Source organism: Chryseobacterium sp. CG10_8, assembly GCF_058117085.1.
Genome location: NZ_JBYVEB010000017.1, coordinates 17,495 through 41,468, shown reverse-complemented (window position 1 = coordinate 41,468; position 23,974 = coordinate 17,495). Strand labels below are relative to the sequence as shown.

At 34.1% G+C, this 23,974-nt stretch carries 30 protein-coding genes and 1 tRNA gene; 21 read left to right on the top strand and 10 right to left on the bottom strand.

What is annotated here, in order from left to right:
* Positions 1–127: 127 nt before the first annotated feature.
* On the bottom strand, positions 128–814 hold the full coding sequence (locus AC4AGG_RS05025) for an NUDIX hydrolase (protein ID WP_489770894.1): 687 nt from the start codon (positions 812–814) through the stop codon (positions 128–130).
* A gap of 169 nt (positions 815–983) precedes the next feature.
* On the opposite strand from AC4AGG_RS05025, the gene AC4AGG_RS05020 reads away from it, so the two are divergent.
* The 13 genes from AC4AGG_RS05020 (at position 984) to AC4AGG_RS04960 (ending at position 9,521) form a co-directional block, all read left to right on the top strand.
* Entirely contained in the window at positions 984–1,601 is a 618-nt protein-coding gene (locus AC4AGG_RS05020; RefSeq protein ID WP_489770893.1) for a hypothetical protein, read from the top strand.
* Between the two features lie 29 nt (positions 1,602–1,630).
* On the top strand, positions 1,631–2,173 hold the full coding sequence (locus tag AC4AGG_RS05015; protein ID WP_489770892.1) for a hypothetical protein: 543 nt from the start codon (positions 1,631–1,633) through the stop codon (positions 2,171–2,173).
* A 5-nt stretch (positions 2,174–2,178) separates the two neighbouring features.
* Positions 2,179–2,460, top strand: coding sequence for a hypothetical protein (locus AC4AGG_RS05010; RefSeq protein ID WP_489770891.1), 282 nt, complete (start codon positions 2,179–2,181; stop codon positions 2,458–2,460).
* A gap of 45 nt (positions 2,461–2,505) precedes the next feature.
* Positions 2,506–2,796 (top strand): winged helix-turn-helix domain-containing protein, encoded by a 291-nt coding sequence (locus tag AC4AGG_RS05005; RefSeq protein ID WP_489770890.1) that lies wholly within the window; start codon positions 2,506–2,508, stop codon positions 2,794–2,796.
* 206 nt (positions 2,797–3,002) lie between these two features.
* Positions 3,003–3,290, top strand: a complete 288-nt coding sequence (locus AC4AGG_RS05000; protein WP_489770889.1) for a hypothetical protein — start codon at positions 3,003–3,005, stop codon at positions 3,288–3,290.
* Positions 3,291–3,306: 16 nt separating this feature from the next.
* Positions 3,307–4,149 carry a metallophosphoesterase gene (locus tag AC4AGG_RS04995; RefSeq protein WP_489770888.1) on the top strand — a complete coding sequence of 281 codons (843 nt, stop codon included), beginning with the start codon at positions 3,307–3,309 and terminating at the stop codon, positions 4,147–4,149.
* Between the two features lie 3 nt (positions 4,150–4,152).
* Complete coding sequence (locus AC4AGG_RS04990; RefSeq protein ID WP_489770887.1) at positions 4,153–4,806, top strand: DUF1361 domain-containing protein; 654 nt, start codon at positions 4,153–4,155, stop codon at positions 4,804–4,806.
* 19 nt (positions 4,807–4,825) lie between these two features.
* Complete coding sequence (locus tag AC4AGG_RS04985; RefSeq protein ID WP_489770886.1) at positions 4,826–5,119, top strand: hypothetical protein; 294 nt, start codon at positions 4,826–4,828, stop codon at positions 5,117–5,119.
* 3 nt (positions 5,120–5,122) lie between these two features.
* Positions 5,123–5,491, top strand: coding sequence for a hypothetical protein (locus AC4AGG_RS04980; RefSeq protein WP_489770885.1), 369 nt, complete (start codon positions 5,123–5,125; stop codon positions 5,489–5,491).
* Positions 5,492–5,516: 25 nt separating this feature from the next.
* Positions 5,517–6,923, top strand: a complete 1,407-nt coding sequence (locus tag AC4AGG_RS04975) for a B12-binding domain-containing radical SAM protein (protein ID WP_489770884.1) — start codon at positions 5,517–5,519, stop codon at positions 6,921–6,923.
* Positions 6,924–7,008: 85 nt separating this feature from the next.
* Positions 7,009–7,506 (top strand): Coq4 family protein, encoded by a 498-nt coding sequence (locus AC4AGG_RS04970; RefSeq protein WP_489770883.1) that lies wholly within the window; start codon positions 7,009–7,011, stop codon positions 7,504–7,506.
* Positions 7,507–7,551: 45 nt separating this feature from the next.
* Positions 7,552–8,922 carry a DUF4153 domain-containing protein gene (locus AC4AGG_RS04965; RefSeq protein WP_489770882.1) on the top strand — a complete coding sequence of 457 codons (1,371 nt, stop codon included), beginning with the start codon at positions 7,552–7,554 and terminating at the stop codon, positions 8,920–8,922.
* A gap of 92 nt (positions 8,923–9,014) precedes the next feature.
* Positions 9,015–9,521, top strand: a complete 507-nt coding sequence (locus AC4AGG_RS04960) for a hypothetical protein (RefSeq protein WP_489770881.1) — start codon at positions 9,015–9,017, stop codon at positions 9,519–9,521.
* 64 nt (positions 9,522–9,585) lie between these two features.
* On the opposite strand, the gene AC4AGG_RS04955 is transcribed toward AC4AGG_RS04960, so the two are convergent.
* The 4 genes from AC4AGG_RS04955 to AC4AGG_RS04940 form a co-directional block, all read right to left on the bottom strand.
* Positions 9,586–10,455, bottom strand: a complete 870-nt coding sequence (locus tag AC4AGG_RS04955; protein ID WP_489770880.1) for a hypothetical protein — start codon at positions 10,453–10,455, stop codon at positions 9,586–9,588.
* Positions 10,456–10,699: 244 nt separating this feature from the next.
* Entirely contained in the window at positions 10,700–11,464 is a 765-nt protein-coding gene (gene bamJ, locus AC4AGG_RS04950) for a BamJ family beta-barrel-assembly machinery protein (RefSeq protein ID WP_489770879.1), read from the bottom strand.
* A 114-nt stretch (positions 11,465–11,578) separates the two neighbouring features.
* Positions 11,579–12,028: a D-aminoacyl-tRNA deacylase gene (dtd, locus tag AC4AGG_RS04945; protein WP_489770878.1), complete on the bottom strand. Its 450-nt coding sequence runs from the start codon at positions 12,026–12,028 to the stop codon at positions 11,579–11,581.
* Between the two features lie 6 nt (positions 12,029–12,034).
* Entirely contained in the window at positions 12,035–12,484 is a 450-nt protein-coding gene (locus AC4AGG_RS04940) for a hypothetical protein (protein ID WP_489770877.1), read from the bottom strand.
* A 99-nt stretch (positions 12,485–12,583) separates the two neighbouring features.
* Here AC4AGG_RS04940 and greA point away from each other — a divergent pair, with 99 nt between their 5' ends.
* From greA to AC4AGG_RS04905, 7 genes are all read left to right on the top strand, one after another.
* A complete protein-coding gene (gene greA / locus AC4AGG_RS04935) occupies positions 12,584–13,054 on the top strand; it encodes a transcription elongation factor GreA (RefSeq protein ID WP_489770876.1) in 471 nt (156 codons plus the stop codon).
* 35 nt (positions 13,055–13,089) lie between these two features.
* Positions 13,090–13,479 carry an HIT family protein gene (locus tag AC4AGG_RS04930; protein WP_489770875.1) on the top strand — a complete coding sequence of 130 codons (390 nt, stop codon included), beginning with the start codon at positions 13,090–13,092 and terminating at the stop codon, positions 13,477–13,479.
* A 57-nt stretch (positions 13,480–13,536) separates the two neighbouring features.
* A complete protein-coding gene (gene clpX, locus AC4AGG_RS04925; RefSeq protein WP_489770874.1) occupies positions 13,537–14,721 on the top strand; it encodes an ATP-dependent Clp protease ATP-binding subunit ClpX in 1,185 nt (394 codons plus the stop codon).
* 88 nt (positions 14,722–14,809) lie between these two features.
* The gene (locus tag AC4AGG_RS04920; protein WP_489770873.1) at positions 14,810–16,720 is read left to right on the top strand and encodes a T9SS type A sorting domain-containing protein; all 1,911 of its coding nucleotides are present in this window, start codon (positions 14,810–14,812) and stop codon (positions 16,718–16,720) included.
* A gap of 16 nt (positions 16,721–16,736) precedes the next feature.
* A complete protein-coding gene (locus tag AC4AGG_RS04915; protein WP_489770872.1) occupies positions 16,737–16,967 on the top strand; it encodes a signal peptidase in 231 nt (76 codons plus the stop codon).
* 62 nt (positions 16,968–17,029) lie between these two features.
* Entirely contained in the window at positions 17,030–18,319 is a 1,290-nt protein-coding gene (locus tag AC4AGG_RS04910; protein WP_489770871.1) for a TlpA family protein disulfide reductase, read from the top strand.
* Between the two features lie 48 nt (positions 18,320–18,367).
* A tRNA-Met gene (locus tag AC4AGG_RS04905) sits at positions 18,368–18,441 on the top strand.
* 205 nt (positions 18,442–18,646) lie between these two features.
* Here AC4AGG_RS04905 and AC4AGG_RS04900 read toward each other — a convergent pair.
* From AC4AGG_RS04900 to AC4AGG_RS04880, 5 genes are all read right to left on the bottom strand, one after another.
* Positions 18,647–19,699, bottom strand: coding sequence for a DUF3810 domain-containing protein (locus AC4AGG_RS04900; RefSeq protein WP_489770870.1), 1,053 nt, complete (start codon positions 19,697–19,699; stop codon positions 18,647–18,649).
* Positions 19,693–20,646: an ROK family protein gene (locus AC4AGG_RS04895; protein ID WP_489770869.1), complete on the bottom strand. Its 954-nt coding sequence runs from the start codon at positions 20,644–20,646 to the stop codon at positions 19,693–19,695. The genes AC4AGG_RS04900 and AC4AGG_RS04895 overlap by 7 nt, the downstream gene beginning before the upstream one ends.
* Positions 20,647–20,650: 4 nt before the next feature.
* On the bottom strand, positions 20,651–21,919 hold the full coding sequence (locus AC4AGG_RS04890; RefSeq protein ID WP_489770868.1) for an MFS transporter: 1,269 nt from the start codon (positions 21,917–21,919) through the stop codon (positions 20,651–20,653).
* Positions 21,920–22,119: 200 nt separating this feature from the next.
* On the bottom strand, positions 22,120–22,845 hold the full coding sequence (locus AC4AGG_RS04885) for a lysophospholipid acyltransferase family protein (RefSeq protein WP_489770867.1): 726 nt from the start codon (positions 22,843–22,845) through the stop codon (positions 22,120–22,122).
* A 75-nt stretch (positions 22,846–22,920) separates the two neighbouring features.
* On the bottom strand, positions 22,921–23,379 hold the full coding sequence (locus AC4AGG_RS04880; RefSeq protein WP_489770866.1) for a GtrA family protein: 459 nt from the start codon (positions 23,377–23,379) through the stop codon (positions 22,921–22,923).
* A 245-nt stretch (positions 23,380–23,624) separates the two neighbouring features.
* On the opposite strand from AC4AGG_RS04880, the gene AC4AGG_RS04875 reads away from it, so the two are divergent.
* Positions 23,625–23,870, top strand: coding sequence for a hypothetical protein (locus tag AC4AGG_RS04875; protein ID WP_489770865.1), 246 nt, complete (start codon positions 23,625–23,627; stop codon positions 23,868–23,870).
* The last annotated feature ends 104 nt before the right edge of the window (positions 23,871–23,974 follow it).

Below are 23,974 nucleotides of genomic sequence, written 5' to 3'. Positions count from 1 at the left end.
CAGACATCTTATGAAAGAAGGAATTTTTGAAAACCCCATCCAAAGAATGGTTATATCAAAACCAATCTCTTACAAACAAATTATTGCTTAAATGCCTAATTCAATAATTTAAAGTAATAATGCGATTTTAGCCTAATTTAATTTCAAAATAGAAGCCTTCTTTTTCGAGTTCTTGATATTTTTTAGGATTGATTTTGAAAAGTTTCCCTGGTCTTCCGCTACCTTCTTGATGGACTTTGTCGGTTTCCTCTAAAAATCCGAAACTCATAATTTTTTTTCTAAAATTTCTTCGGTCGATTTCTTGTCCGATAATGGTTTTGTATAAATCTTCTAAGTCAGAAAACGGAAATTCTTTCTTCAGTAAATTGAATCCAATGGGTTGATATTGGATTTTGGTTCTTAAACGTTCTATAGCTTTATCCAAAATTTCTTGGTGGTCGAAAGAGAGTTTGGGAAGATTATTGATATTAAACCATTTCGCATCATCTGCATCAGTAGAAGCTTGGAGACGATGATAAGTCGGATTAACCAAACCAAAGTATGCTACAGAAACGACGCGATTTCGAGGGTCACGCTCTGGATTTCCGAAAGAATAAAGTTGCTCCAAAAAGTCAGGCTTGATTCCTGCCTCTTCCATCAGTTCTCGTTTTACGGCATCATCCAGACTTTCATTATTCAAAACCAATCCACCCGGTAACGCCCAATCGCCTTTAAAAGGTTCAATATTTCGTTGAATCAACAAAACGTTGAGTTCTTTCTTCGCAAAATAACCGAAAACAACAGCATCTACAGCAACTCTAATATCTTGTAACATATTTAAGCGTTTATTTTACACAAAAATACAAATTGTTAAATAAGTTTTTGTCATTTTATGAAAGTAAATGCGCTTTAAAAATTAAAGCAACTTTTTATTGATAGAAATTTTAAAAAAAGATTTTGCAGTTTTAAAATAAATTTTAACTTTGCAATTCAAAGTGCTTTATATGGAGTCAAAAAATTTTCACGAAGACCTATCTCATATCCGTCAAATGATGGAGAGAAGCTCTCGATTCATCTCTCTTTCTGGACTTTCAGGAGTTTTCGCCGGAATCACAGCTTTAGCCGGAGCCATCTATGTTTATTTTCTTTTTGAAAAAAATGGGATTAGCTATTTTGACGGAGAGCGTAATGTTTTCGGTAAAGATTTAGTAACGCATTTATTTTTGGCGGGCTTAGTCATTTTAACAGTTGCAATTTCAGTGGGATATTTTTTCACAGCAAGAAAAAGCAAGAAGAAAGGCGTTAAGATTTGGGATGCAACAACCAAACGTTTGGTTTTTAATTTTGCAATTCCTTTGGTTACGGGTGGTGTTTTTTGTTTAGCACTTTTATACCATCATTTATTTGTATTTATCGCTCCGGCAACACTTATTTTTTATGGATTAGCTTTAGTTAACGCCTCAAAATATACTTTAACGGATGTTCAATATTTAGGATATTTTGAAATTATTTTAGGATTAATATCTCTTTTCTTTTTAGGATGGGGATTGGTATTTTGGACGATTGGATTTGGATTGCTCCATGTCATTTATGGATTGGTGATGTATAAAAAGTATGAATAATTTATTGTCAAGGATGTAATCAAGCTAAGATGTTAAAATTTTTAAAAAGATTCTTCTTTATAATATTAGTAATCACGATTGTCGCGATAGTATTTAGGGGTTTTCTTTTTAGAGTAGCTGTAAAATATAAAGGCGTTGACGAAAGGGAGATAGTAAATTTTGATAGTGTTGTTAACATCGAAAATTATGAAAGTGAAAATGTTGAAGATTTGATTGATTTTACTTTAGATAAAACTTCTCAACAGCTGATTTTTTGTTTTAATAAATGCTCATCAAACCCAAATGAATTATTGATTAATGGAGAGGCAAATTGCATAGGTTACGCTAATTTTTTCGCTTCATTACTTAATAAACAAGTGAAATTTAATGGATTGGACAATGAATGGCAAGTAAAGCATAGAGTTGGGAAAATTGAAATTTTTGGAGTAGATGTCCATCAGTATTTCAAAAATCCATTTTTTAAAGACCACGATTTTGTGACTATTGAAAATATAAAAAATGGACAAATCATCGCAATAGACCCTACAGTCTATGATTATTTGAAAATTAGAAATGTAAGTTTAACAAAATAAGAAACATGAAAACTAAGACACTAAATATCGTCACATTAATTTCGTTGATTTTTGCAATAATGGCGATAGTAGTAACAATTACTGCGACTTACTTTAATGGAGTGTTTCCTGGATTTTTTATTTCAATTGTAGTTCTTTTGATAACGATAGCTTCTCGGAAATACAGACATATTGTGAGTTACAAAATGAAGACTTTTCTAATTATTTTGAATTGTATCATTATTTTGTTGGCACCTTGGGCAATGTTTGTCATATTAGTTGATGGCGTTTTTGGTCATATTTTGTGATCAGAAACAGTTAAATTTGAATTTTGAAAAACTTGAAAAGATATAATGCTTAATATTAATCATCTCAACAAAAACTTTGAAAGTCGTGTTCGACTCGGGATTATGTCCGTGTTGATGGTTAATGATTGGGTGGATTTTAACGAAATGAAAAATTTGCTGGACGTAACCGATGGTAATTTGGCAAGCCACAGTACTGCTTTAGAGAAAGTAGAATATATTGAAATTAAAAAAGAATTTGTCGGAAAAAAACCGAAAACATCCTATAGAGTAACCCAAAGCGGAAGAAAAGCCTTCAATGAACACTTGACTGCTTTGGAAAAACTTTTAGGGAAATAGAGACGCGTTTCGAGTTACGAGAAACGAGTTGGAAAGTGAAAATTAAGAATTAAAATATAAGACTCGTTACCCGAAACCCGAGACATAAATATGATTATTGTTAAAAAGGTGTAAGCCTTTAATTTTTTAGAATTTCACTTTGCAGTTCAAAGTACTTTAAATAAATTAATTTAAAATCAAAAATTTAACATTTATAATTAAATAAGATGACACAGAAACAACAAAGCACAGTTATCTATTCCATCGCAGGAATATTGTTATCACTACCGTTTTTCGCAATGCAATTTACCAAAGAAGTCAATTGGTCAATTTTTGATTTCTTAATCGGTGGAGTTTTACTTTTCAGTTTAGCTTTCGGGATTGATTTCACACTTCGAAAAGTAAAGTCAATTCGAAACCGAATTCTAATTGCTATAGGAATTTTTATCGTCTTTGCTCTCATTTGGGCTGAATTGGCGGTAGGGATTTTCGGAAGTCCATTGGCGAGAAGTTAAAATTCGATTCAAAAAAATGACGAGAAAGATATTCTTAAAGCGCATGTTTCAACTGGCTGTTGTCGGTGCTTTTCCTGCATTGTATTCTTGGCAAGTCGAACCATATTGGTTGGAATTTGTCGAAATAAAAATGCCCATCAAAAATCTTCCAGAGCATTTGGTTGGGAAGAAACTGATGCAGATTTCAGATTTGCATGTGAGTAATCGGTTCGATTGGCAATTTCTAATTGACTCTTTTGAAAAAGCAAAGAAATTCAATCCTGATTTCGTGGTTTATACAGGTGATTTTGTACAGCATGGAAATGTAGAAGAAAACGAAGCATTACACAAAGTGATGAAACATGCAGTTCTTGGAAATATCGGAACAGTTGGAGTTCTTGGTAATCACGATTACGGGAAAAGTTGGAAAGATTTGGACTCCGCAGGAAATATTTGCAACATTTTAAGAGGTTACGGAATTCCGATTCTTAATAATGAACAAATGGAGATTTCGGGACTTAATATTATTGGATTTGAAGATTTGTGGTCTCCCAATTTCAATCCGATGAAAGTCATGGAGTTCTATGATAATACCAAAGCCAATCTGATTCTTTGTCATAATCCTGATGCTTGTGATCTTGATGTTTGGAATGGTTATGATGGTTGGATTCTCAGTGGACATACTCACGGTGGACAATGCAAAGTTCCGATTGCCGATTACGCACCAATTGTTCCCATAAAAAATAAAAAGTATGTCAAAGGAAAAATTGATTTGGAGGCCGGAAGAACACTTTATGTTAATCGTGCTTTAGGAAATTCTTACCCGATTCGCTTCGGAGTCCGTCCAGGAATTACAGTATTTACACTTCAAAAAGCATAAAATATGAATACACAAAATTTGAAACTCATACGTAAAGAAGAAATTGTTTTACTCGGTTTTCTAAGCATTTTTAGTCTTGGATTGTTTGTCCTGAGATATATTGTTAGTGATACTAAAATTTATCTATTTCTCAATTGGAATTTATTTTTGGCGCTTGTTCCGTTGCTGATAAGTTCATTCATCGTTCATACGCAAATTAAGAATAAGTTGGTGTTAGGACTTCTGTTTATCGTCTGGATTTTATTTTTCCCCAATGCACCCTATATTCTAACGGACTTATTTCACCTTAAAGAACGCAACTCAATTCCGGTTTGGTTCGATTTGTTGGTTATTCTTTCATATGCGTGGACTGGGCTGATTTTCGGATTTGTAAGCCTGTTGCAAATTGAAAAATATGTTGAACAATTCTGCAGTAAAAAGTGGGTAAATCTGATGTTGATTCTGTTTCTGTTCATCAGTAGTTTTGGAGTTTATCTCGGAAGATTTCAAAGATGGAACAGTTGGGATGTCGTCAGTAATCCACTGAATTTATTACAAGATATTTTATACAGATTTATTTATCCATTTGAGAATCCAGGAACTTGGGGAGTTACCATTCTTATGGGAATCTTACTCAATCTGATGTATTTTTCCCTCAAAACGGCTCGTAGAATTTAATCCACAAAAAAACACAGTTATGAAAAATTTAAAAATCATCAACATCGGAAAGTTCTTCTTTTGGATTTCCTTTATTCTCAGTAACATCTTTATGTTCGGATATATTTTTACTCATGATATTGACTTTGCATACTATGGATTTGGTTCACTTCTTTATGTTGGTTTAGCCAATTTGCTTGTAATTTCTGGGCTTTTATTGTACAGTTTTTATTTTCAAACTCAATACAAGGATTGTGTGAAAGCGTGTTTAATCATGTTTATTAATGTTCCAATTGCACTTTTATATGCTTGGATCGGACTTTCAATTCTTTAGCCAATGAATAAGAATTTAGATAAAATAAAAGATTGGTGGTGGAAGCGAAGATTGAAATACAATATTGGTCTTATCCTTTCAGGAGCTGTATCATTTATTCTTTACAGTGCCATCGGTATTTGGTTGATTTATCCAATTGATGAGGATTTTGAGATTACACTATTTACGATACTATTTCAAGGAATTGGATTTTTATTCGCATTGCTTTTTGCTAATGCCTGTTACACTTTGGGAAGTATATATGATATGTATTACAACGAGAAGGGCTCTGATATATTTAGACAAAACCTTTTCAACTTAGGGTATTATTTTTCTATTTCACTTCCTCCGATAATTCCGGTTTCACTTTTTATTCAATATCTATTTTCTTAATTTTTAAATCCAAAACCACAAAACAATGAAAGTAAAAATGATTCTACCATCCCTTACGGAAGCTGAGAATCCGTATTGGAGACCAATAAAATATTCACTTTTTCCACCTTTGGGATTGGCTACTTTAGCAAGTTATCTTTCTGACGATGACGAAGTAGAATTAATAGACCAACATGTTGAAAAATTAAAACTGGACGATGAGCCAGACTTGGTTATTATTCAAGTATATATCACCAATGCTTATCGTTCCTACGAAATTGCAGATTATTACCGGGCAAAAGGTTGTTATGTTTGTCTCGGCGGTTTGCACGTAACGTCACTTCCGGAGGAAGCTGAACTTCATGCGGATTCCATATTTCTTGGTCCAGGTGAAGAAACCTTTCCTGAATTTTTAAAAGATTTCAGAAATAGAAAACCAAAGAAACGTTATTTTTCTTCTGTAAGAACTTTAGAGACACTTCCACCTGTGAGAAGAGATTTGATTAAAAGGGAAAAATATCTTGTCCCAAATTCTATTGTGGTTACCAAAGGATGCCCTCATCACTGCGATTTTTGTTATAAAGATGCTTTTTTCATCGGAGGTAAATCATTCTACACCCAATTGGTAGATGATGCTTTGGCAGAAATCGACCGACTTCCGGGAAAACATTTGTACTTTTTGGATGACCATCTTCTGGGAAATCAAAAATTTGCTGCAGAACTATTTGAAGGGATGCGAGGAATGAATCGTGTTTTTCAGGGTGCTTCAACTGTAGATGCAATTCTTAGAGGAAATATTATCGAGAAAGCAGCAGAAGCGGGATTGAGAAGTTTATTTGTGGGTTTTGAAACATTTTCTGAAGAGAATTTGAAACAAAGTAATAAGAAACAAAATCTAAAAAAAGACTATGAAGAAGCCGTAAAAAGACTGCATTCGTTGGGAATTATGATTAACGGAAGTTTTGTTTTTGGATTGGATGAAGATAAAAATGATGTATTCCAAAGAACAGTAGATTGGGGAGTAAAAAACGCAATTACCACCTCTACTTATCATGTTTTGACTCCTTATCCTGGGACCAAACTGTTTCAGGATTTTGAAAAGGAAGGGCGAATTCTTACTAAAAACTGGGATTTGTATGACACCAGAAATGTAGTTTACCAAACGAAAAATATTTCTGCAGAAGATTTAAAGGCAGGTTACGATTGGGCTTATAAAGAATTTTACAGTTGGAATAATATTCTGAAATCTTCCCTTAATCACGATTCCGTGAAACACATTCTGAAACATTTTTTCTATACTGGTGGATGGAAGAAGTTCGAACCACTTTGGAATTTCATTATCAAAACTGAAGGTCTCAACAAAATGCTTCCACTTCTGGAAACTTTGCTATCAAAAGTCAATCGCAAAGAACCTCAATTAGAATACAGAAAACCTGTAGTCATCAATACTTAGATAATAATTCAACCTTAATCAATCTTTTTTAGGAATGCAAAAATTTGTAGGCCTAAGGACTTAACAACCCTAAAACAACCAAATTATGAAAAACTTACGCTTAAATTTTCTGCTCTTTGTAATTGCATTTGCACAAAAAAATTATCGAAGATTCTTTAAAAGAAAAAAAAGACAGTGGACTTTCACTGAAGAACAATTGCTTTACTTTCAGGCGGATTCTCTTGGTCGAAAACTTGGCGAATTTTATAAAACTCATGGTTTCCGAATGATTCCAAAGTATGAAAATCACGATGTACATCATCTCTTAACTTCATATGGAACCAAAATGCCTGATGAAATCGCCATGCAATATTTGCTTTTAGGGAATGGGAAAAGAAGTGCATATCTTTTAGGAGCCATCACTTTTGGAACTTTTGTTTATCCTGAACATTTGAAAATGTATTTGAAAGCATTCAGAAAAGGAAGAAAAATGAGGCCTTTTTATCATTGGAATTTTGAGGACTTGTTAGACAAAAACATTCATTCCCTGAAAGAATTTATTTTCAACCAATCCAACCCGAATCCACAATTTTCTAAAATCTAATATCTCATATCTCGTGTCTAAAGTCTAACACCTAACTTCACTAAAATGAAAAAATATCAAATTCTTTTTCTCGCAGCAGCTCTATTTGTCATATTGTTTTACAACGAAAATTTAGGGCTTAATCTCGGTGTTCTCGGGCTGGTTTATGCTGGATTTACTTTTTATCAAACGCCAAAACGCAGTCGTGATAATTCCTTTTTTGCTGTGTTTGTCGCCTTAATTTTGTCTTCATTTGCGTTTGCATGGTTTGCGGATTTTGTATCTTTTTTGGCGGTTCTTTTTTTCACTTTTTTATTAGCTTTCAAATCTCAAAACAAAGAACTGAAACCACTCTTGCTGATTCCAACCTTTGCAATCAACTTTTTTACTTTCATCGTAAGAGTTTTTAGAATCGAAGAATGGTACCCAAAACATAACACGACCGGCTTAGCTCAAAAGATAATTTCAGTTGTAGTTATTCCGCTTATTCTGGTGACGATATTCTTTGGAATCTATTCTGTAGGGAGTGACCATTTTGCTAATTTATTTAGCAATTTGGAATGGGATTTTAATCCAGGACAAGTTATTGGGCTTTTTATTTTAGGCTTTTTTATTGCATTCAATCTTTGGAATTATGCCGTTCCAAAATTCATCTACGGACAAAATCATCACCTGAAAAATGATTTTCTTCAGGAAGATAAAATAGCTCGTCCAACATGGAGCTTCATGGACTTGGATGCAGAAAGAACAAGTGGCGTAGTTTCACTTTTGGCGCTTAATATTCTTTTGGTGTCCTTTATTTTCACTTTTAATTACGAGCAGTTTTATGAGTTTCAAAAATCGCCTAATCAACTTTCAACCGAGACGCATGAGCGAGTTAATGCCGTGATTATGTCTATTATTATGGCGATTGTGGTGATTTTGTTTTATTTCAAATCCAATTTTAACTTTGATAAAAAAGCTGGTTTCTTGAAAATTTTAGCAAAAATATGGATGACGCTCAATGCTGTCTTGGTTTTTTCCGCTTTTGTAAAAAATATGGAGTACATCCAAAACTACGGATTGACTTATAAAAGATTGGGTGTTATTGCTTTCCTAAGTCTTAGCTTGATTGGGTTGATTTATACATTTATTAAAATTCAGAAACAAAAGACCAATGCGTTCTTATTTAATAGAATGGTTTGGTATGTGTACGGTGTTGTCCTTATTTGTAGTTATATCAACTGGGGTGGAATTATTACTGCACATAACAGCAAGCGAAGCGATTTTGCAGTTAACTTTCATTTGAGTTCAATCAACTTTAGCGAAAAGCAAATGCTAAAATATGCCGAACGCACAAAGGATGATGATTTAAAGAGAGAAATTAGGAATAAAGTTGAACAGAAAAAGGAAGCTACTTTTTTGTCAAAAATTTTATTTTATGAAACGATAAAATAAGGATGGGTTTACATAATTTTATTTTTAAATGTTCGTTTAAATAAAATTGAGTTTTTCTTGAATTTGCTAAATTTGTCACGTAAATTTTTGATATGAAAAAAGTACTATTTGGAGTAATCGCCATGGCGGTGATGGCGAGTTGTTCGACTGTTTCGTCGATTATGCAGAATACATTTCCTTTTAATTCTAATATTACTGTAACATCAGGTTCGCCTGCAAACACGACGTTGTCTGTGATAGGAGCAGGGACCGGAATTAATCAGTTGGTAGGGACTTCTACTAATGTTAAAGATATTAGACTTTCTAATTCGACTTTGACGATAACTAGTGGAGACCACGGAATGGGAATTTTTAAAAGTGTAAAAGTCTATTTGACTACTGGGAGTAATGAAGTTTTGTTAGCATCAAGAGATAATATAGCTGATAATCTTGGTACTTCGCTTTCTTTAGATGTTGATTATAGCAAACTATTAGATAACACGATGAAGTCTGGAAGTGTTGTTCAGCAGAAGATTGTTTATGTTTTAAAATCTGCACCAACTTCTGATTTGGCAATTAGAAGTACTTTGAACTTTACAAGCTCTCCAAAAACGGAGTAAAGAAAGTTCTAATTTATGAGATATAAGGAGTAATCAATTAGTGGTTACTCCTTTTTTTGTGAGTTTAGTTTAATTTGTAAATCGAGAGTTCTGCTGACGCATCACCCAAGACTGAAAGGTCGAGTCCTCCAGTTATTACTCCAAAATTGAGCGAATCACCTTGGTTTAGATGATAAATATGAGATATTTGTCCTTGTGTAAGAGAAACATTGGCAACGCCTAAGCTGACATTTCCAATTAAAGGTAAGGAAACCGAATTAAGGTCCAAGAGTTGGACTCCTCCGAAAATTCTATAATCCAAAAGAGTTGTGTTTCCTGATGTATTTTTCGAAATGGCAAGGCCTGGTCTTTGAGCAGACAAAAGTTCTGCTGAAATACCTTGTCCGAATCGGAGACTATAATTAATGGCGTATAAACCTGATTTTTGGACTTGATATTGATTATTGGATATGTAGGAATCTCCCATGCTATATTGTAAAGTAGGTGAGGAGAAGTCAATCGTTCTGAATTCTGAACCTAAAAGATTGATGCCAAGTGAAAGTAAGCTAAGTCCGGTTGCGCCTTTTGCTGCAAATGCGTATTTATCGGTATTATTTATTGGAAGCCAAGTTCCTAGGCTATTGTCAGGATTTAAATAATTAGCATCATAAAAATAATATCCTACGCTCGTAATTTTTTTGGTTTTGTGAGATGCTAGATTTTCATTTACAGGAGCGTTGGCATAGATTAGCGTTCCATTTTGGTCGGCTCCATATAATGAGTCTTTAGTTTGTAGAGAGTCGGCTGAGATTCTCGGAGGAATCATTCCTACCGGAGTTGTTGTGTTAGGTGCAATTTGGATGTCAAAAGTTGCTTTGGGTGATCTGGTATTGATTCCCACTTGGCTAAAAATTAGACTACTAAAAAGTCCGAGAGATAATGTAAAGATTTTCATTTTTTTTCAAAGTTTGTTTAGTTATTAGCAAAAATAATAAATTATGATTACCACAAAAATTAGCATAAATGATTATTATTAATATGTATAGCGTAATAATATTTCTTTTTTCTCTATTATAGCTTTTGAAAAGAATGAAACTTGAATTCTCCTTTTAGGACGTAGGATTTTATATTGTTTTCGATGAATTTAAATTTATTTAATAAAAAAACGCTTCAACAAGTGAAGCGTTTCTTTGTTTTAATTATTTTGCTGGAGCAGGTGGTGGTGGCGGTGGTGTGTTATCTTTGATGTTCTCTAATTCGACATCAAAAATAAGTGTACTTCCCGGAGGAATGACGTTTCCTGCGCCTCGCTCTCCGTAAGCTAGATCAGAAGGGATGTAGAATCTGTAAGAAGATCCTTTGCTCATCAATTGGATTCCTTCGGTCCAACCTTTGATTACTCCATTAAGTGGGATGTCGATAGGTTGGCCTCCATTTTTTTCAGTAGAATCGAAAACAGTTCCGTCGATTAACTTTCCTGTATATTTTACGGTTACCATGTCAGTTTCTTTTGGCTTGGTCACTTTGTCGCCTTCCTTAAGAACTTCATATTGTAATCCCGACGCAGTTGTTTTTATGTTCTTGTTTTTCTTGTTTTGCTCAAGAAAAGCAATACCTTTTTGCTTGTTAGCTTCCCCTAAAGCTTTCTCTTCTGCCATCTTTTTCTCATTCATTTTTTGAGAATAAGCTTGTAGAAAACTATTCATTTCTGATTCTGGCAACAATTTTGGGCTTCCAGCCAATTCTTCCTTCATTGCTTTAGAGAGCATGTCAACATCAAGATTAAAACCTTGGCGTTTCATATTTCTTGCAATGTCAAGTCCAATATAATAAGACGCTTTTTGGTCTTCAGTTAGATTGGGAGCAACTGCTGAAGTTGTAGTAGCTACTGGTGTTGTTTTTTGTTGTGCAGAAACCATCCCAGCTAGCAAAAATGGTAATGCTAAGAAAATTCTTTTGTTCATTTTCAAATTTTGTTAATTATATTATTGTCTGATTTCAACAAAGATAGTGCGAAACTACAATTAATAAATGTTAAAATATATAAATAGTTATTTAATTCGTTGATTATTGGTGTTTTATATTTTGGACTTGCTGTCCATTACAATAGTGACAGGTCCGTCATTGAGGATTGAAACCTTCATGTCAGCGCCAAAAATTCCCGCTTCGGTTTTAAGTCCGCCTTTGGAGATTTCAGATTTGAAGTATTCAAAAAGGGGAATAGCCTGATTTGGTTTCGCGGCTTTGATAAAAGAAGGTCGATTTCCTTTTTTGTAATCTGCAATTAATGTGAATTGACTAATGCAAAGGATTTCACCAGATATATCAAGCACAGAAAGATTCATTTTTCCTTCCGGGTCAGAAAAAATTCTAAGATTTAATATTTTTTGAACCAGCCAATCAACATCTTGTTCTTGGTCGTCTTCATCGATTCCTATCAAAAGGACGAGTCCTTTGGTAATTGCACCTACGATTTTGTTATCTACTGTAACAGTGGATTCTTTAGATCTCTGTATTACGACTTTCATAAATTATTAATTGTAGATGCTCAGAGTTTGAGTAGAAGAATCGTAATTGTAGGCATAAGTTTTGGGAGCTAACGAAGCGACCGCAGTTGGTTGGCCAGTTAGCAAGATCCATTCGGCGCCATCTTTTTCGCAAACAATTTTGATATTATCAACAACTTTTAAAGTAGTATTGCTGTCAGGGCAAAGATGAGGTGCATTGCGGTCATAGATTTTGAAGCCTCCAGAAGTTCTTACGACAATTAGTCCTCTTGTTCCGGAGTTTTGTTCATTAACGTATATCCAACCTCCCACATTTTGCAGATTATAATAAGCGGGTAAATTCAGATTTAGCACGACGTTAACTGGTGAATTAGGAAAACAACTTACGGTTTCTTCTTCGTTTCTGCATGAGTTTAAACTTAAACTACTGAATACCAATATAATTGATAATATTTTAATAATGGATTTTATGCTCATATAAAAAATATTTATATCTTTGTAAAACGAATTTTGAAACCAAACATTGTCCGACAAATGTCGGATAATTTTTTTATTTCTAAAAAATAAGATAAAATTATGGCAGCATACGTTACAAAAGAAGGATTAGACAAGATGAAATCCGAATTGGAACAATTGGAAACAATAGAGAGACCAAAGATTACTCAGCAGATTGCTGAAGCTAGAGATAAAGGGGATTTGTCTGAAAATGCAGAATATGATGCTGCGAAAGAAGCACAAGGAATGCTGGAGATGAGGATTTCTAAATTGAAAGATGTAATTGCCAATTCCAAAATAATTGACGAGTCACAATTAGATAGCTCCAAAGTTTCTATTTTGATGACGGTTAGGTTACTAAATAATATTTCAAAACAGGAGCAAAAATTTACTTTAGTTCCTGATAATGAGAGTGATCTTAAAAGTGGTAAAATTTCCGTAAACACTCCGATTGCAAAAGGGCTTTTAGGAAAGTCTGTTGGTGATACGGCTGATATTGTGCTTCCAAATGGAAACAAGCTTTCCTTTGAGGTTTTAGAGATTACACTGTAAGTTTCTTTGATATTCATTAAAAAACTATTGAAGTCATGAGTACTATTTTTACGAAAATTGTTAAAGGAGAAATTCCTTCATATAAAATAGCTGAAGACGAAAAACATTTGGCTTTTTTAGATGTGATGCCTTTGGTGGAAGGTCATACATTAGTAATTCCTAAAAAAGAGGTAGATCTAATTTTTGATTTAGAAAACCAAGACTTCAGAGAATTGTGGAGTTTTGCACAACAAGTTGCAAAGAAATTAGAGAAGACGTATCCTGAGAAAAGAGTCACGATTGCTGTTGTCGGAATTGAAGTTCCTCATGCACATATTCATTTGGTTCCAATTTCTGGAATTTCCGAATTGAATTTTGGAAATGAACGTCTTGTTTTTAGTCCAGAAGAGTATTCGGAAATCCAACAAAAAATAGCAAACACATAATTTAATTGCCAATTATCCATACTTTGGCAAATTATTTTCATAAAGAATTATATAAAGATGAATTCTAATCAATGTTCGTTCTGCGGAAGGTCAAGAAAAGAGGTAGAAATATTAGTGTCGGGTCAGCACGGATTTATATGTGAAAATTGTATCGAGCAAGCTCATGCAATTGTAAAGGATAGTGTCAGCAAGAATGGTTTTGCTCCAGCAGAGACTATTTCGGAATTAAAGAAACCGAAGGAGATAAAAGCCTTCCTTGATCAATATGTGATTGGGCAAGATCAGGCAAAGAAACAATTGTCCATAGCAGTTTATAATCATTATAAACGTCTGTTACATGCTCAAGATGAGAATCGTGAGGTAGAGATTGATAAGTCGAACATCATTATGATTGGGGAGACGGGTACAGGTAAAACTTTACTTGCCAAGACGATTGCAAAAGAATTAAATGTTCCATTTTGTATTGTTGATGCTACCATTCTTACTGAAGCTGGATATGTAGGAGAAGATGTCGAAAGTATCTTGTCGCGATTATTAATGGTTGCTGATTATGATGTCGAAAAGGCAGAAAAAGGAATTGTTTTTATTGATGAAATTGACAAAATTGCCAGAAAATCTGATAATCCTAGTATAACAAGGGATGTTTCAGGAGAAGGTGTTCAGCAAGGATTGTTGAAATTACTAGAGGGTAGTATTGTTAATGTTCCGCCTCAAGGTGGTAGGAAGCACCCGGACCAAAAATATATTCAGGTTAATACACAGAATATCTTATTTATTGCAGGAGGAGCTTTTGATGGAATTAAGGAAATCATTGAGAGAAGACTCAATAAACAAGCTATCGGTTTCAGTTCTGAAAAAATAAATAAAACTGAAGACGATGAAGATATTTTAAAAAAGATAAATGCAGTAGATTTAAGAAAATTTGGACTAATACCAGAGTTGTTAGGTCGTTTTCCGGTAATTACTTATCTAGATAAGTTGACAAAAGATACTTTGGCACGAATTATGAAAGAACCTAAAAACTCAATTGTTAATCAATTCGCAGAACTTTTTAAGATGGATGGCATAGAATTGGAATTTACCAACAATGCCATTATGCAAATTGTAGAAGAGACCTTAGAAAAAGGTCTAGGAGCGAGAGGGTTGAGAGGGACAACGGAGAAAGTATTAGAGGATTATATGTTTTCAATCGGTGATTTAGAGGATAAAAAAGTCCTAATTGATAACATTCAAATGAATTGATCTGTAATAATTTTGATTTTAAAAAAAAATAAATATCTTTGCAAATGAGTTATTACGATTTTTGTATAACACACAAAAACAAAAGAAAATGAAAAAAAATTTATTAACGCTTGGACTTGTAGCTATGGCATTATCTGCAAATGCTCAGAATGATGTCCTAACTTATGTTGACACCGGTGGACTTTTCTATATCGGTGAAGATGCTTTGATGTATAACGGAGGAGGTGTTGAAACGAAGGGATCAGGCATATTGGATATACATGGAAATGTAATGGTGGTCGGAGGATCTAGCGATGCATTTAAAACAACTCAAGCAAATGGAACTCCAAGGATATGGGGTGACCGAATATTTCTTAGACTGAATACGGATGGTAGTTACGGTCAGCTTTTCATACACGGGATTCCTCAAGCAAATATTTTAGGTTGGGTAACAAAAGAGTTTAAGAAAACCAAGCAAGGTACATATCAGCAGATGGCGATGCCGTTTTATGGTAAAAAATTAAGTAGCTTGAATACTGAGTTTGGAAAAACTTTTAGTACTACTAGATGGTCTCAAAATGAGATTTTGGTATGGAACAATAGAACTGTTGTTTCTACGCATGCCACTAGTTTAAATACAACTACAGGCATTTCTTTTCCTTCAACAGGATACTATATGATTGGTAGCAAAAACTTGGATACTGGATCAAGAATCTTTAACATAAGTGGAGTTCCAATTGCTAACGGTATTACCGCAACACTTAAAGATGCAGGATTGGGCGTTAATTTTGGAGGAGGCTTAGCAAGAAATGTGTATGGAGAGAGATATGACTCTTACGTACAAGATGAGTTTGAGAAGGCAAATCCTTGGAGTGGTACTTATGGAAGAAATATTTATCAATTTGGTAACCCATATTTTACAAACCTAGATTTATCTAATGTTGGTGTAATTGAATCTGCAGCGACTGGAGATGGTATAGATATTTCCAATATTGTTGGGGTTAGATTTAGCCCAGCAACTGTAACATCACTGGCAAATGGAGCTACTACGTCAACGCCAAATGGCGCGTCATACTATGTGACATACACGAGTGGTCTGGTTCCTGTTGCAGATGTGGATAAGATGGTAATCGAGCCGATGGGGACATTTGTTATTAAATTAGCTAACAATACCGTTCAACCAACAGTTAATTTTGATAATCTAAGAAGATTTGGTTATACAGCAAGATCTAGTTCTACTGACTATAGCGTAACAGCTAGAGCGGCTAATACAAGTACAGTTAAGCAGTTGGCTGTGATTGCTTTGGATAATTCTGGAAATGAATTAGGACGTACGTACTATGTGGTTTATCCAGAGGGAACTAGCGGTCATACAACTAATCGTTCTACTCAGGTCGCAGCAGGAAGTAATAGTGTTATTGGTATTTTTGAAGAGAACGCTGCTAATGGCGGATATGATTCTAATTATACTTCTAAATATTGGTTATATGTTAATGAAGCTAATGAAGTGGATTTCCAAGGTAAGGCGGCCCCATTGGCATTATATAGTTCCAATATTAGTTCTTTGAAGTTTGAGGTAAGAGAGAACGCACAATTGATTGGTAAAAATCAGAGTGTATTGTCTAGTGGATTATCATTTTATTATAAGACGGCGGATGGAACAATTGGACAGATACAACAAGGACAAGTGATTCCAAGGACAGCTCTTGAATATAAACTTTATTATGGAGCGCCAGTGGCTAGTACTAAGATCAACACTGAAGATGTTGTTGCTGAAAAACCTTCAAGAACAATGGTAGTTTACAGTCCTTCTATTGATCAGTATGTAGTGGAGTTTGATCCAGCTTGGAAATCAGCTGATATTCAAGTTTATGATATGAGTGGAAAATTGGTTTTGTCTGAAAATACAACAACTGAGAATATACATGTTTTGAATCTCGACAAAACTGTTAAGACAACATATGTAGTTAAGATTGTTGCGGATAACGGACAGAAGGTAAACACAAAAATTAATAGATAAGTAAAATAGTATCATCATGAGGATTGTTAATAGAGTAGTTTTAAGTTTAGTAGTGTTTTTGTGTACCTTTACTTTGGTCATTGCACAGCCTCCGGCTCCTGAACCGCAAGCTCGTGGGGGTGTTGGTGGAGTAGGACCAGGTGGAGCTTCCCCAATAGATGATTACATCTATATTCTTGCTGTAGTAGCTGTTTTGTTTATAGTTTTCTACTCTCAGAAGTTGAAAAGACAAATAGCAAGAAGTTAAGTAATTTAGATTATTATATAAAAACTCACTATTATTGGTGAGTTTTTTTAATTTTGTATTCTATGGAAAAGATTGTTTTTTTATTCGCATTGTTTATATCAGTACTTGGTTTTGGTCAGTTTTCCGTGACTATCAAACCGTTGGATAGTTTTAGCGCAAATGGGGCTATATTATTTACACTGGATGGTTCTAAGAGTGTTGTTTTAGATAAAGTTACTAAGTCTGGCAGTGAGTGGAAAATTAAAGTTAAAGATCCATATTATGGGATGATGAAAGTGTATTTTCCAGAAGTTAATGAATCAGTAAGCTTTGTTTCTGAAAATAAGAATGTTGAAATCAATTTGAAGGTTTCCAATAATAAAGTAAAAGAAGTTCTTTATTTGGATGCTGCTAATTTAGCTATGGAGAGGATGCAAGATATTCAGCAGAAGAATGAATTAATCTTTCCTGCGTTAGTTCAGATAAAGGAATACTATAAAGATAATACTGATTTTGGATTAGCTCTGTCCAAAGAGATTTCAAGATTAGGTGAAGATTATAAAGTTAATAAAGACCAGTTTCCATTTGTAAGCTATTATCAAAATAATTATGATAAATTTTTGGTTGAAGATTCTGCTGGAGTTCCTGCTTCTAAGGAAGATATAGAGGGCTTTTTAGTTTTGTCAAATGGTTACTTGGAGACGTCCTCTTTGCTAAGGCCCATTTTGGTTAAGTATCTTAATTTAAGTGCTAAATCTGGGGTTGAAGCCAATATTGATGGCTTATTAAAGAAAGTTAATGTTGAAACTCCGAGAGGGCAAACGATATTATCCGAATTTATTGAGATTTTTGATGTCTACTCGATGCAAGATTTGAAGGACAAGTATCTTAAGGAGGCTAGTTCTCTAAAATGTACTATTACCGACCGTCTCGCTTCAACCATAACTGCTAATAAAAATACTGAGATTGGCGCTGTTTTTCCCAATCATACTTTTTCTAAGTTAGCTATTAATTCAAAAGTTAAAAGTGTTGCAGATATTAAGGCTGAGAGGAAGATTGTCGTCTTTTGGTCGTCTACCTGCTCTCATTGCGAGAAAGAGCTTCCCGAATTGCTAATGAAGTACCAAGAATTAAAATCAAAGAATATTGAAGTGGTAGGTTTTTCTTTGGATTCGGAGAAGGAAAAATTTGAGAAAGCCGCGAAAGTTTATTCTTGGGTTAATGATACCGAACTTAGAGGATGGAATAGTGAACTTGTAGAAAAGTACAATATTGTTGCAACTCCAACTTTTTTCATTTTAGACTCAGGAAATAAGATTATTGCAAAACCGAATCAAGTTTCTGACGTGTTTACGTTTTTAAATAAGAAATAATTTTTGCTATTATAAAAATTATTTTTACATTTGCACCACTCTAAAAACGGCGAGGTAGCTCAGATGGTTAGAGCGCAGGATTCATAACCCTGAGGTCACGGGTTCAATTCCCGTCTTCGCTACAAAAACTCAACAGAAATGTTGAGTTTTTTTATTTATCTTAATAATTGAAAAAAAGTATGAAAATAAGTAAGTAAGTAAAAAAAAAATTCATACCTTTACGCAGCTATTAAAAAGCATTCTGGCTTTTAATGGCATTAAATTTTTTTCATCATTTGTGTTTTTGGAGAATCGTATCAATGATACGATTCTCTTTTTGTTGAAATTTTACAGGTTTTCGTATCGCAGTAGTAAGTCAACAAAATAAGAATAAGTGACGCTTCCTTCTTGTTGATTTGATTTTAGAAATAGATCGTTACTAGCATGAAAGAAACTGCTTATAATTCCTTCGTTTTCCTTTTGAAATTTGACTTCGTATTCGTAGTCTCTTTTTAGTTCAGGGCTAAATTTCAAAAGAGTTTCATCAACAAATTTTTCATCCTTTTGGTTAATATTATATAAAAGACTTTTGAGGACAAACCATTCTGTGCAATACCTTAAATCAGGATTTTTTGAATCCTTGCCAATAAGGTAGCCTATGAAGTTGGCCTCTTGTTCTTTAGCATATCCCATTTGATGTGCACTTTCATGAGAAAGAGTAAAAGGTTGGAATGTATCAGGCAGTTGATTGTTATACTGAGCTTCGGCTGTAAAGGGGTTGTAATAGCCCAAAATACCCGTATAATTCATGAATGACCCAAATATACTTGGTTTATAATTTGGGGTTTGAAAAGAGGTTTTATTGTTGATTTCTTGTGGGAGATTCGTTTGTTGCAAACGAATCTCTTCCTCAATCGTACGAATGTCTTTGAGACTGAACACGCCATTTTTGTCTTGGTTGGTCAGTAGCCTTGATTTTTGGCATTTTTTCAAATAAATCTCAGCTAAATTTTTTACATCTTCCAAGTCATACTGTTTATCTGATATTTTATCTGAAATTGGCTTTTGAAAATATAACATACCCCAGAATATTTGATAGGTGAAGTATAGTATATTAAAAAGGATTAGTAGGTTAAGGATTGCTTTTTTTCTTGTTTTCTTTCTTATAATTTTAATTATAAGAATTAGCAAGATGAGTCCAAGAATGATGTAAAGAACATCTCCTATTGAGAAAGGTATCCAAGCAAATAATTTTTGATGGATTGCTTTCTGCAGATTAAACACCCATTCAAAAAAGGTTATTACGAATGGTATTTTTGAAAATATATAGAACAAAAGAAATTGGGCAAGTAGTGTACCTGCCCAAAATTTTATTGTCCTTGTATTTATTGATTTTACCATACTAAGGCACTAGCACCAAGGATTGCCGCATCGGCTTCATTCAATTCACTGAAAAGAATTTTGACCTTGTTTTTAAATACTTGTAATAAGTTATCTTCCATTGCTTGTCTGGTTGGCTCCATAATAAGGTCACCAGCTTTTGTCAAACCACCAAAAAGGATAATCGCTTCTGGTGCTGCAAAGTGAACAAAAGTTGCCAATGATTCTCCTAAAATTTTTCCTGTAAATTGAAAAATCTCATTCGCCAATTGGTCTCCTTGAGCTGCACATTTATATACAGTCTCACTTGTAAGTTCTCCAATAGGATAATTTCTTAAAAGACTAGGCGTATCTGGGTTTTCTTGAAGTAGTTCAATTGCTGTTTCTGTAACTCCAGTTGCTGAAGCGTATGCTTCTAAAGAACCTTTAAGTCCAGTCCCTTTATGAGGCCTTCCGTCATACCTTACAATAACGTGTCCCAATTCTCCAGCAAATCCATTGAATCCAAGAACGATTTTACCATCGATGATAATACCACTTCCAACACCAGTACCCAAAGTAATAGTTATGAAATCCTTCATGTGTTTTGCGGCACCATATTTGTGCTCTCCAACCGCAGCTGCATTAGCATCATTAGTTAATTTCGCAGGAAGATGAAATTTCTTTTCGAGCAACTCAGCCATTGGGATAATTCCTTTCCATTTGAGGTTGGCTGCATGTTCGATAGTACCTTTGTAGTAGTTGGCGTTAGGTGCACCCATTCCGATTCCCACAAAATTATCAACTCCTCCGAACTGGTCAATCATGGGTTGTAATTTTGAAGCAAGTTCGTCTATAAAACTTTCAACATTACCACCTTCGTTGGTCTTGATTCTATCTTGAACTAGGATTTCTCCATTTCTGTTTACGATTCCGAATTTGGTGTTGGTACCTCCAACATCAATTCCTATAGCATATGATTTATCCATATTATTAATCAACTTTAATATCTGTATTTACGTTTTTACAACCTACAAGAGCATAGAATAAAATAAATGCTAATCCGATAACAACCACCCAATAACTAGACGGGTAACTTCCTGTTGAGTCTACAACATACGCTTGGATATATGGCAAAACACCACCACCAACAACCATGGTCATGAAGTACCCAGAACCTTGAGCGGTATATTTTCCAAGTCCGTTAGTAGCCAAGTTGAAAATAGCTGGCCACATTACCGATAGGCAAAGACCACAAAGGATCAATAACAATATGCTAACAGGGACTGGAGTCATCACAAAAGATAGCGTTTGACTTGAAAACGCTGGTAAAGAAGCCATGGAATCTAATCCCATGGTGATCGAGCCTATTACAAATAAAATGGCAACAGCAGAAACTGTGGTAAGCATTTGCTTAGAACTAAAAGTTTTTCCCAAAGCCCCTCCAATTAGACGACCAACTAACATTAGAAGCCAGTAAGTACCAACAATTGAACCTGCAATTCCTTTATCGAAATTTAATGATTTTAGGTAGTTTAAGGTTGTGTTAGAAATAGAAACCTCTACACCAACATACAAAAAGATAGCCACCATTCCTAAAACAAAATGTCTGAAGGATAATGGACTGTGAGTATTTTTTTCAGTTGAAGCTTTTACGATGTGCGGTTCTGGAATGCTAACCGAAGATAAAACCACAAAAACCAAAGCGAAAATACCCATAGAAAGATAAAGCAAAGGATTGGCATCGGAAATCGTTGGACTTGCAATGTTTCCTACCACTAATCCACCTAATACTGGTGCCAAAGTTCCACCAAGTGAGTTAAGAGCACCACCGAAATTCAGCCTTTGGTTAGCTCCTACTGGTGAACCTAATACTGAAAGCATTGGATTAACAACGGCATTAAGAATACACATAGAGAATCCAGAGATAAAAGCTCCGAATAAATAAATAGGGAAAGATTCTGCTTTTCCAGCCAAGAATAAGATAAGTACTCCTACAAAACCTGTAATCAATGCAGTTAATGCGGATTTTTTGTAACCTATTTTTTCAAGCATTTTCCCCGCAGGAATACCCATGAAAAGGTATGCTAAAAATACAGCGCCATTCGCTAATTGAGATTGAGCATTGCTTAAGTTAAATTGCCCTTTTAAGATGTCAGCCATTGGGTTTTGTAAACCTGTAACAAACGAAATGATGAAAAAGAGTAAAAACATCATCAAAATCGGCAAAGCATAGCTTTGACTTGTCTTTTGTGTATCCATATATATCTAAATGTTTATTTTCGAATTTGTAAAAAAAGCTTTCAAGTGAATATAGTTTATTGTACCATCAAGAAATGTTGCTAACAAAAATAGCTAATTATTTTCTCATTTTGATAAATTATTTAAAACTTAATAAAAGTCATGTTTTCATTGGTTTTAAGAGGTGAGGCAATCAATTTTATCTTGATTCAAGGTCGCCATTATTGCTTAGGATAGTGGTCTTCTAGTATATTTTTGATTTTATTAAAAGCCAAATTTTTCATGTCTGGTTGTGGTTCCATAATATCAATAAAATAGACTTGTACTCGACCAGGAAAACCCTTGCTATTATCGAAAGGAAACATTTCTTTTAGTCCACAAAACGCAAAAACTGCTATAGGGGAATCATGAGTTTCTGAAAGTTTGAAAGCACCATCTTTGAACTGGTCAAGAATAATTGACGTATCATCTGGGACACCACCTTCTGGAAAAATAGCGATACTATCTCCTTCGTCCATTCGTTCACCACAACGTTTATATACTTCAGCGCGACTTCTGGGAGAAGTTCGGTTAACCATAACACAAACTCTTTTGTAGATGGTTCCGAAAATAGGGATTTTAACCAACTCTTTCTTTCCTACAAAACATAAAGGGTGATGAGGAAATAGGATAGGCATCAACATAATGTCCATTATCGAAGTGTGATTCGATATAATAACATATTGTTGGTCTTTGATTGTTTTTTTTGAAGTAAGATTCGTCAGCTGGTAACGGAATCCCATTCCATAGAAAATGGCATAACACCAAAGCCGGATAAAAAAATAGGCATACTTATAGTGTTCCTTGCGAAAGGATAAACTATAAACGGGAATAAAAAATATTAAAGTGAAAACGGTTCCCAGCAAAGCAAACCAAAAACGCCACAGGTAATTAAGAACTATCGTCATGCTATTTATAAGAACAGATGACCAAATGTAATAAATTTAGATTGTAAGTTCTAAAAACCTTTTATGAAATTAAGTTTATCCATTAAATACGACTCTTTTCTTCAAAGAGTAACTAAGGATAGATGTAATAATGATGGCGGCAATTTTACTAATCATTTCTGGACTGAAGGTGTAGAATCCAACACTGAAATTATCAGAAAAAACAAACCTGAAGAAGATTTGGAAAAAGCTCAAACTTAGAAGGGTACTGAAAAATGAAACGAGCATGAAATAAGCAAATTCTCTTTTTTTAGAGTGCTTTCCACGTTCGAAAACAAACCAAATACTTAAGTAGTAGTTACTGATAATCCCTAAGCTAGTGGATAAAATATTACTTAAAGGATAATGGACCCCAAAAAAATCAGTTTCCAATGTAAAAATCTTTGGGATAAAAACACTGAAAAACTTAAAACTTCCTACTTCAACAATAGCGCTCAATCCACCAGCGATGATGAAAAATATAACTTGTTTCTTACTTAGGATTAGTTGTTTCATGAAAGATGATTACAAGGTCGCAAATTTACACTTTTCTTAGAAATGCTTGCAGACTTTGTTTTCTTGGAGAGATTCCACGGAGGTTTATTAAAGTCTATTAAGATTTTCACAATTTTTTTTAAAAAATGTTTTTGTATTAAAAATATTTTTAACTTTAAAAGATGAAATCTTCAGAGAAAGGTTTCTAAAGAAACAAAAAAAAACAATAATGAAAACCAATTCACAGAACTCAAATCGACATTGTAATGAATTCAAAGAGAAATCCGTACCGAAAGTTCCAAACTAATTTGGACCAAATTCAAAACCTAGAAAAAAACAATCAGCGATTCCGTAGAGTATATTCCGAATATGAAACCATGTCGGAAGAGCTGTGGAATCTAGAGACTTCTGAAGACCAAAGTGTCCCGGACGATTTCATTAATTCTATAAAGCTTCAGACTTCCTATCTTGAGGAGGAGATAGAGGATTGGTTATCACAACAAGAAGAGTAATAGGTTGGATTCTGCTCTCTTCATATTTCCCATTTCAATGGTCGGAATTGAGTGTTCCTTTTGATTTCAAGATTAATTCCTATTTTAGCATCAACTTTAAAATG

Coding starts and splice junctions, on each gene's coding strand:
- AC4AGG_RS05025 (WP_489770894.1), bottom strand. CDS start 814: ATGTTACAAGATATTAGAGTTGCTGTAGATGCTGTTGTTTTCGGTTAT.
- AC4AGG_RS05020 (WP_489770893.1), top strand. CDS start 984: ATGGAGTCAAAAAATTTTCACGAAGACCTATCTCATATCCGTCAAATG.
- AC4AGG_RS05015 (WP_489770892.1), top strand. CDS start 1,631: ATGTTAAAATTTTTAAAAAGATTCTTCTTTATAATATTAGTAATCACG.
- AC4AGG_RS05010 (WP_489770891.1), top strand. CDS start 2,179: ATGAAAACTAAGACACTAAATATCGTCACATTAATTTCGTTGATTTTT.
- AC4AGG_RS05005 (WP_489770890.1), top strand. CDS start 2,506: ATGCTTAATATTAATCATCTCAACAAAAACTTTGAAAGTCGTGTTCGA.
- AC4AGG_RS05000 (WP_489770889.1), top strand. CDS start 3,003: ATGACACAGAAACAACAAAGCACAGTTATCTATTCCATCGCAGGAATA.
- AC4AGG_RS04995 (WP_489770888.1), top strand. CDS start 3,307: ATGACGAGAAAGATATTCTTAAAGCGCATGTTTCAACTGGCTGTTGTC.
- AC4AGG_RS04990 (WP_489770887.1), top strand. CDS start 4,153: ATGAATACACAAAATTTGAAACTCATACGTAAAGAAGAAATTGTTTTA.
- AC4AGG_RS04985 (WP_489770886.1), top strand. CDS start 4,826: ATGAAAAATTTAAAAATCATCAACATCGGAAAGTTCTTCTTTTGGATT.
- AC4AGG_RS04980 (WP_489770885.1), top strand. CDS start 5,123: ATGAATAAGAATTTAGATAAAATAAAAGATTGGTGGTGGAAGCGAAGA.
- AC4AGG_RS04975 (WP_489770884.1), top strand. CDS start 5,517: ATGAAAGTAAAAATGATTCTACCATCCCTTACGGAAGCTGAGAATCCG.
- AC4AGG_RS04970 (WP_489770883.1), top strand. CDS start 7,009: ATGAAAAACTTACGCTTAAATTTTCTGCTCTTTGTAATTGCATTTGCA.
- AC4AGG_RS04965 (WP_489770882.1), top strand. CDS start 7,552: ATGAAAAAATATCAAATTCTTTTTCTCGCAGCAGCTCTATTTGTCATA.
- AC4AGG_RS04960 (WP_489770881.1), top strand. CDS start 9,015: ATGAAAAAAGTACTATTTGGAGTAATCGCCATGGCGGTGATGGCGAGT.
- AC4AGG_RS04955 (WP_489770880.1), bottom strand. CDS start 10,455: ATGAAAATCTTTACATTATCTCTCGGACTTTTTAGTAGTCTAATTTTT.
- bamJ (WP_489770879.1), bottom strand. CDS start 11,464: ATGAACAAAAGAATTTTCTTAGCATTACCATTTTTGCTAGCTGGGATG.
- dtd (WP_489770878.1), bottom strand. CDS start 12,028: ATGAAAGTCGTAATACAGAGATCTAAAGAATCCACTGTTACAGTAGAT.
- AC4AGG_RS04940 (WP_489770877.1), bottom strand. CDS start 12,484: ATGAGCATAAAATCCATTATTAAAATATTATCAATTATATTGGTATTC.
- greA (WP_489770876.1), top strand. CDS start 12,584: ATGGCAGCATACGTTACAAAAGAAGGATTAGACAAGATGAAATCCGAA.
- AC4AGG_RS04930 (WP_489770875.1), top strand. CDS start 13,090: ATGAGTACTATTTTTACGAAAATTGTTAAAGGAGAAATTCCTTCATAT.
- clpX (WP_489770874.1), top strand. CDS start 13,537: ATGAATTCTAATCAATGTTCGTTCTGCGGAAGGTCAAGAAAAGAGGTA.
- AC4AGG_RS04920 (WP_489770873.1), top strand. CDS start 14,810: ATGAAAAAAAATTTATTAACGCTTGGACTTGTAGCTATGGCATTATCT.
- AC4AGG_RS04915 (WP_489770872.1), top strand. CDS start 16,737: ATGAGGATTGTTAATAGAGTAGTTTTAAGTTTAGTAGTGTTTTTGTGT.
- AC4AGG_RS04910 (WP_489770871.1), top strand. CDS start 17,030: ATGGAAAAGATTGTTTTTTTATTCGCATTGTTTATATCAGTACTTGGT.
- AC4AGG_RS04900 (WP_489770870.1), bottom strand. CDS start 19,699: ATGGTAAAATCAATAAATACAAGGACAATAAAATTTTGGGCAGGTACA.
- AC4AGG_RS04895 (WP_489770869.1), bottom strand. CDS start 20,646: ATGGATAAATCATATGCTATAGGAATTGATGTTGGAGGTACCAACACC.
- AC4AGG_RS04890 (WP_489770868.1), bottom strand. CDS start 21,919: ATGGATACACAAAAGACAAGTCAAAGCTATGCTTTGCCGATTTTGATG.
- AC4AGG_RS04885 (WP_489770867.1), bottom strand. CDS start 22,845: ATGACGATAGTTCTTAATTACCTGTGGCGTTTTTGGTTTGCTTTGCTG.
- AC4AGG_RS04880 (WP_489770866.1), bottom strand. CDS start 23,379: ATGAAACAACTAATCCTAAGTAAGAAACAAGTTATATTTTTCATCATC.
- AC4AGG_RS04875 (WP_489770865.1), top strand. CDS start 23,625: ATGAATTCAAAGAGAAATCCGTACCGAAAGTTCCAAACTAATTTGGAC.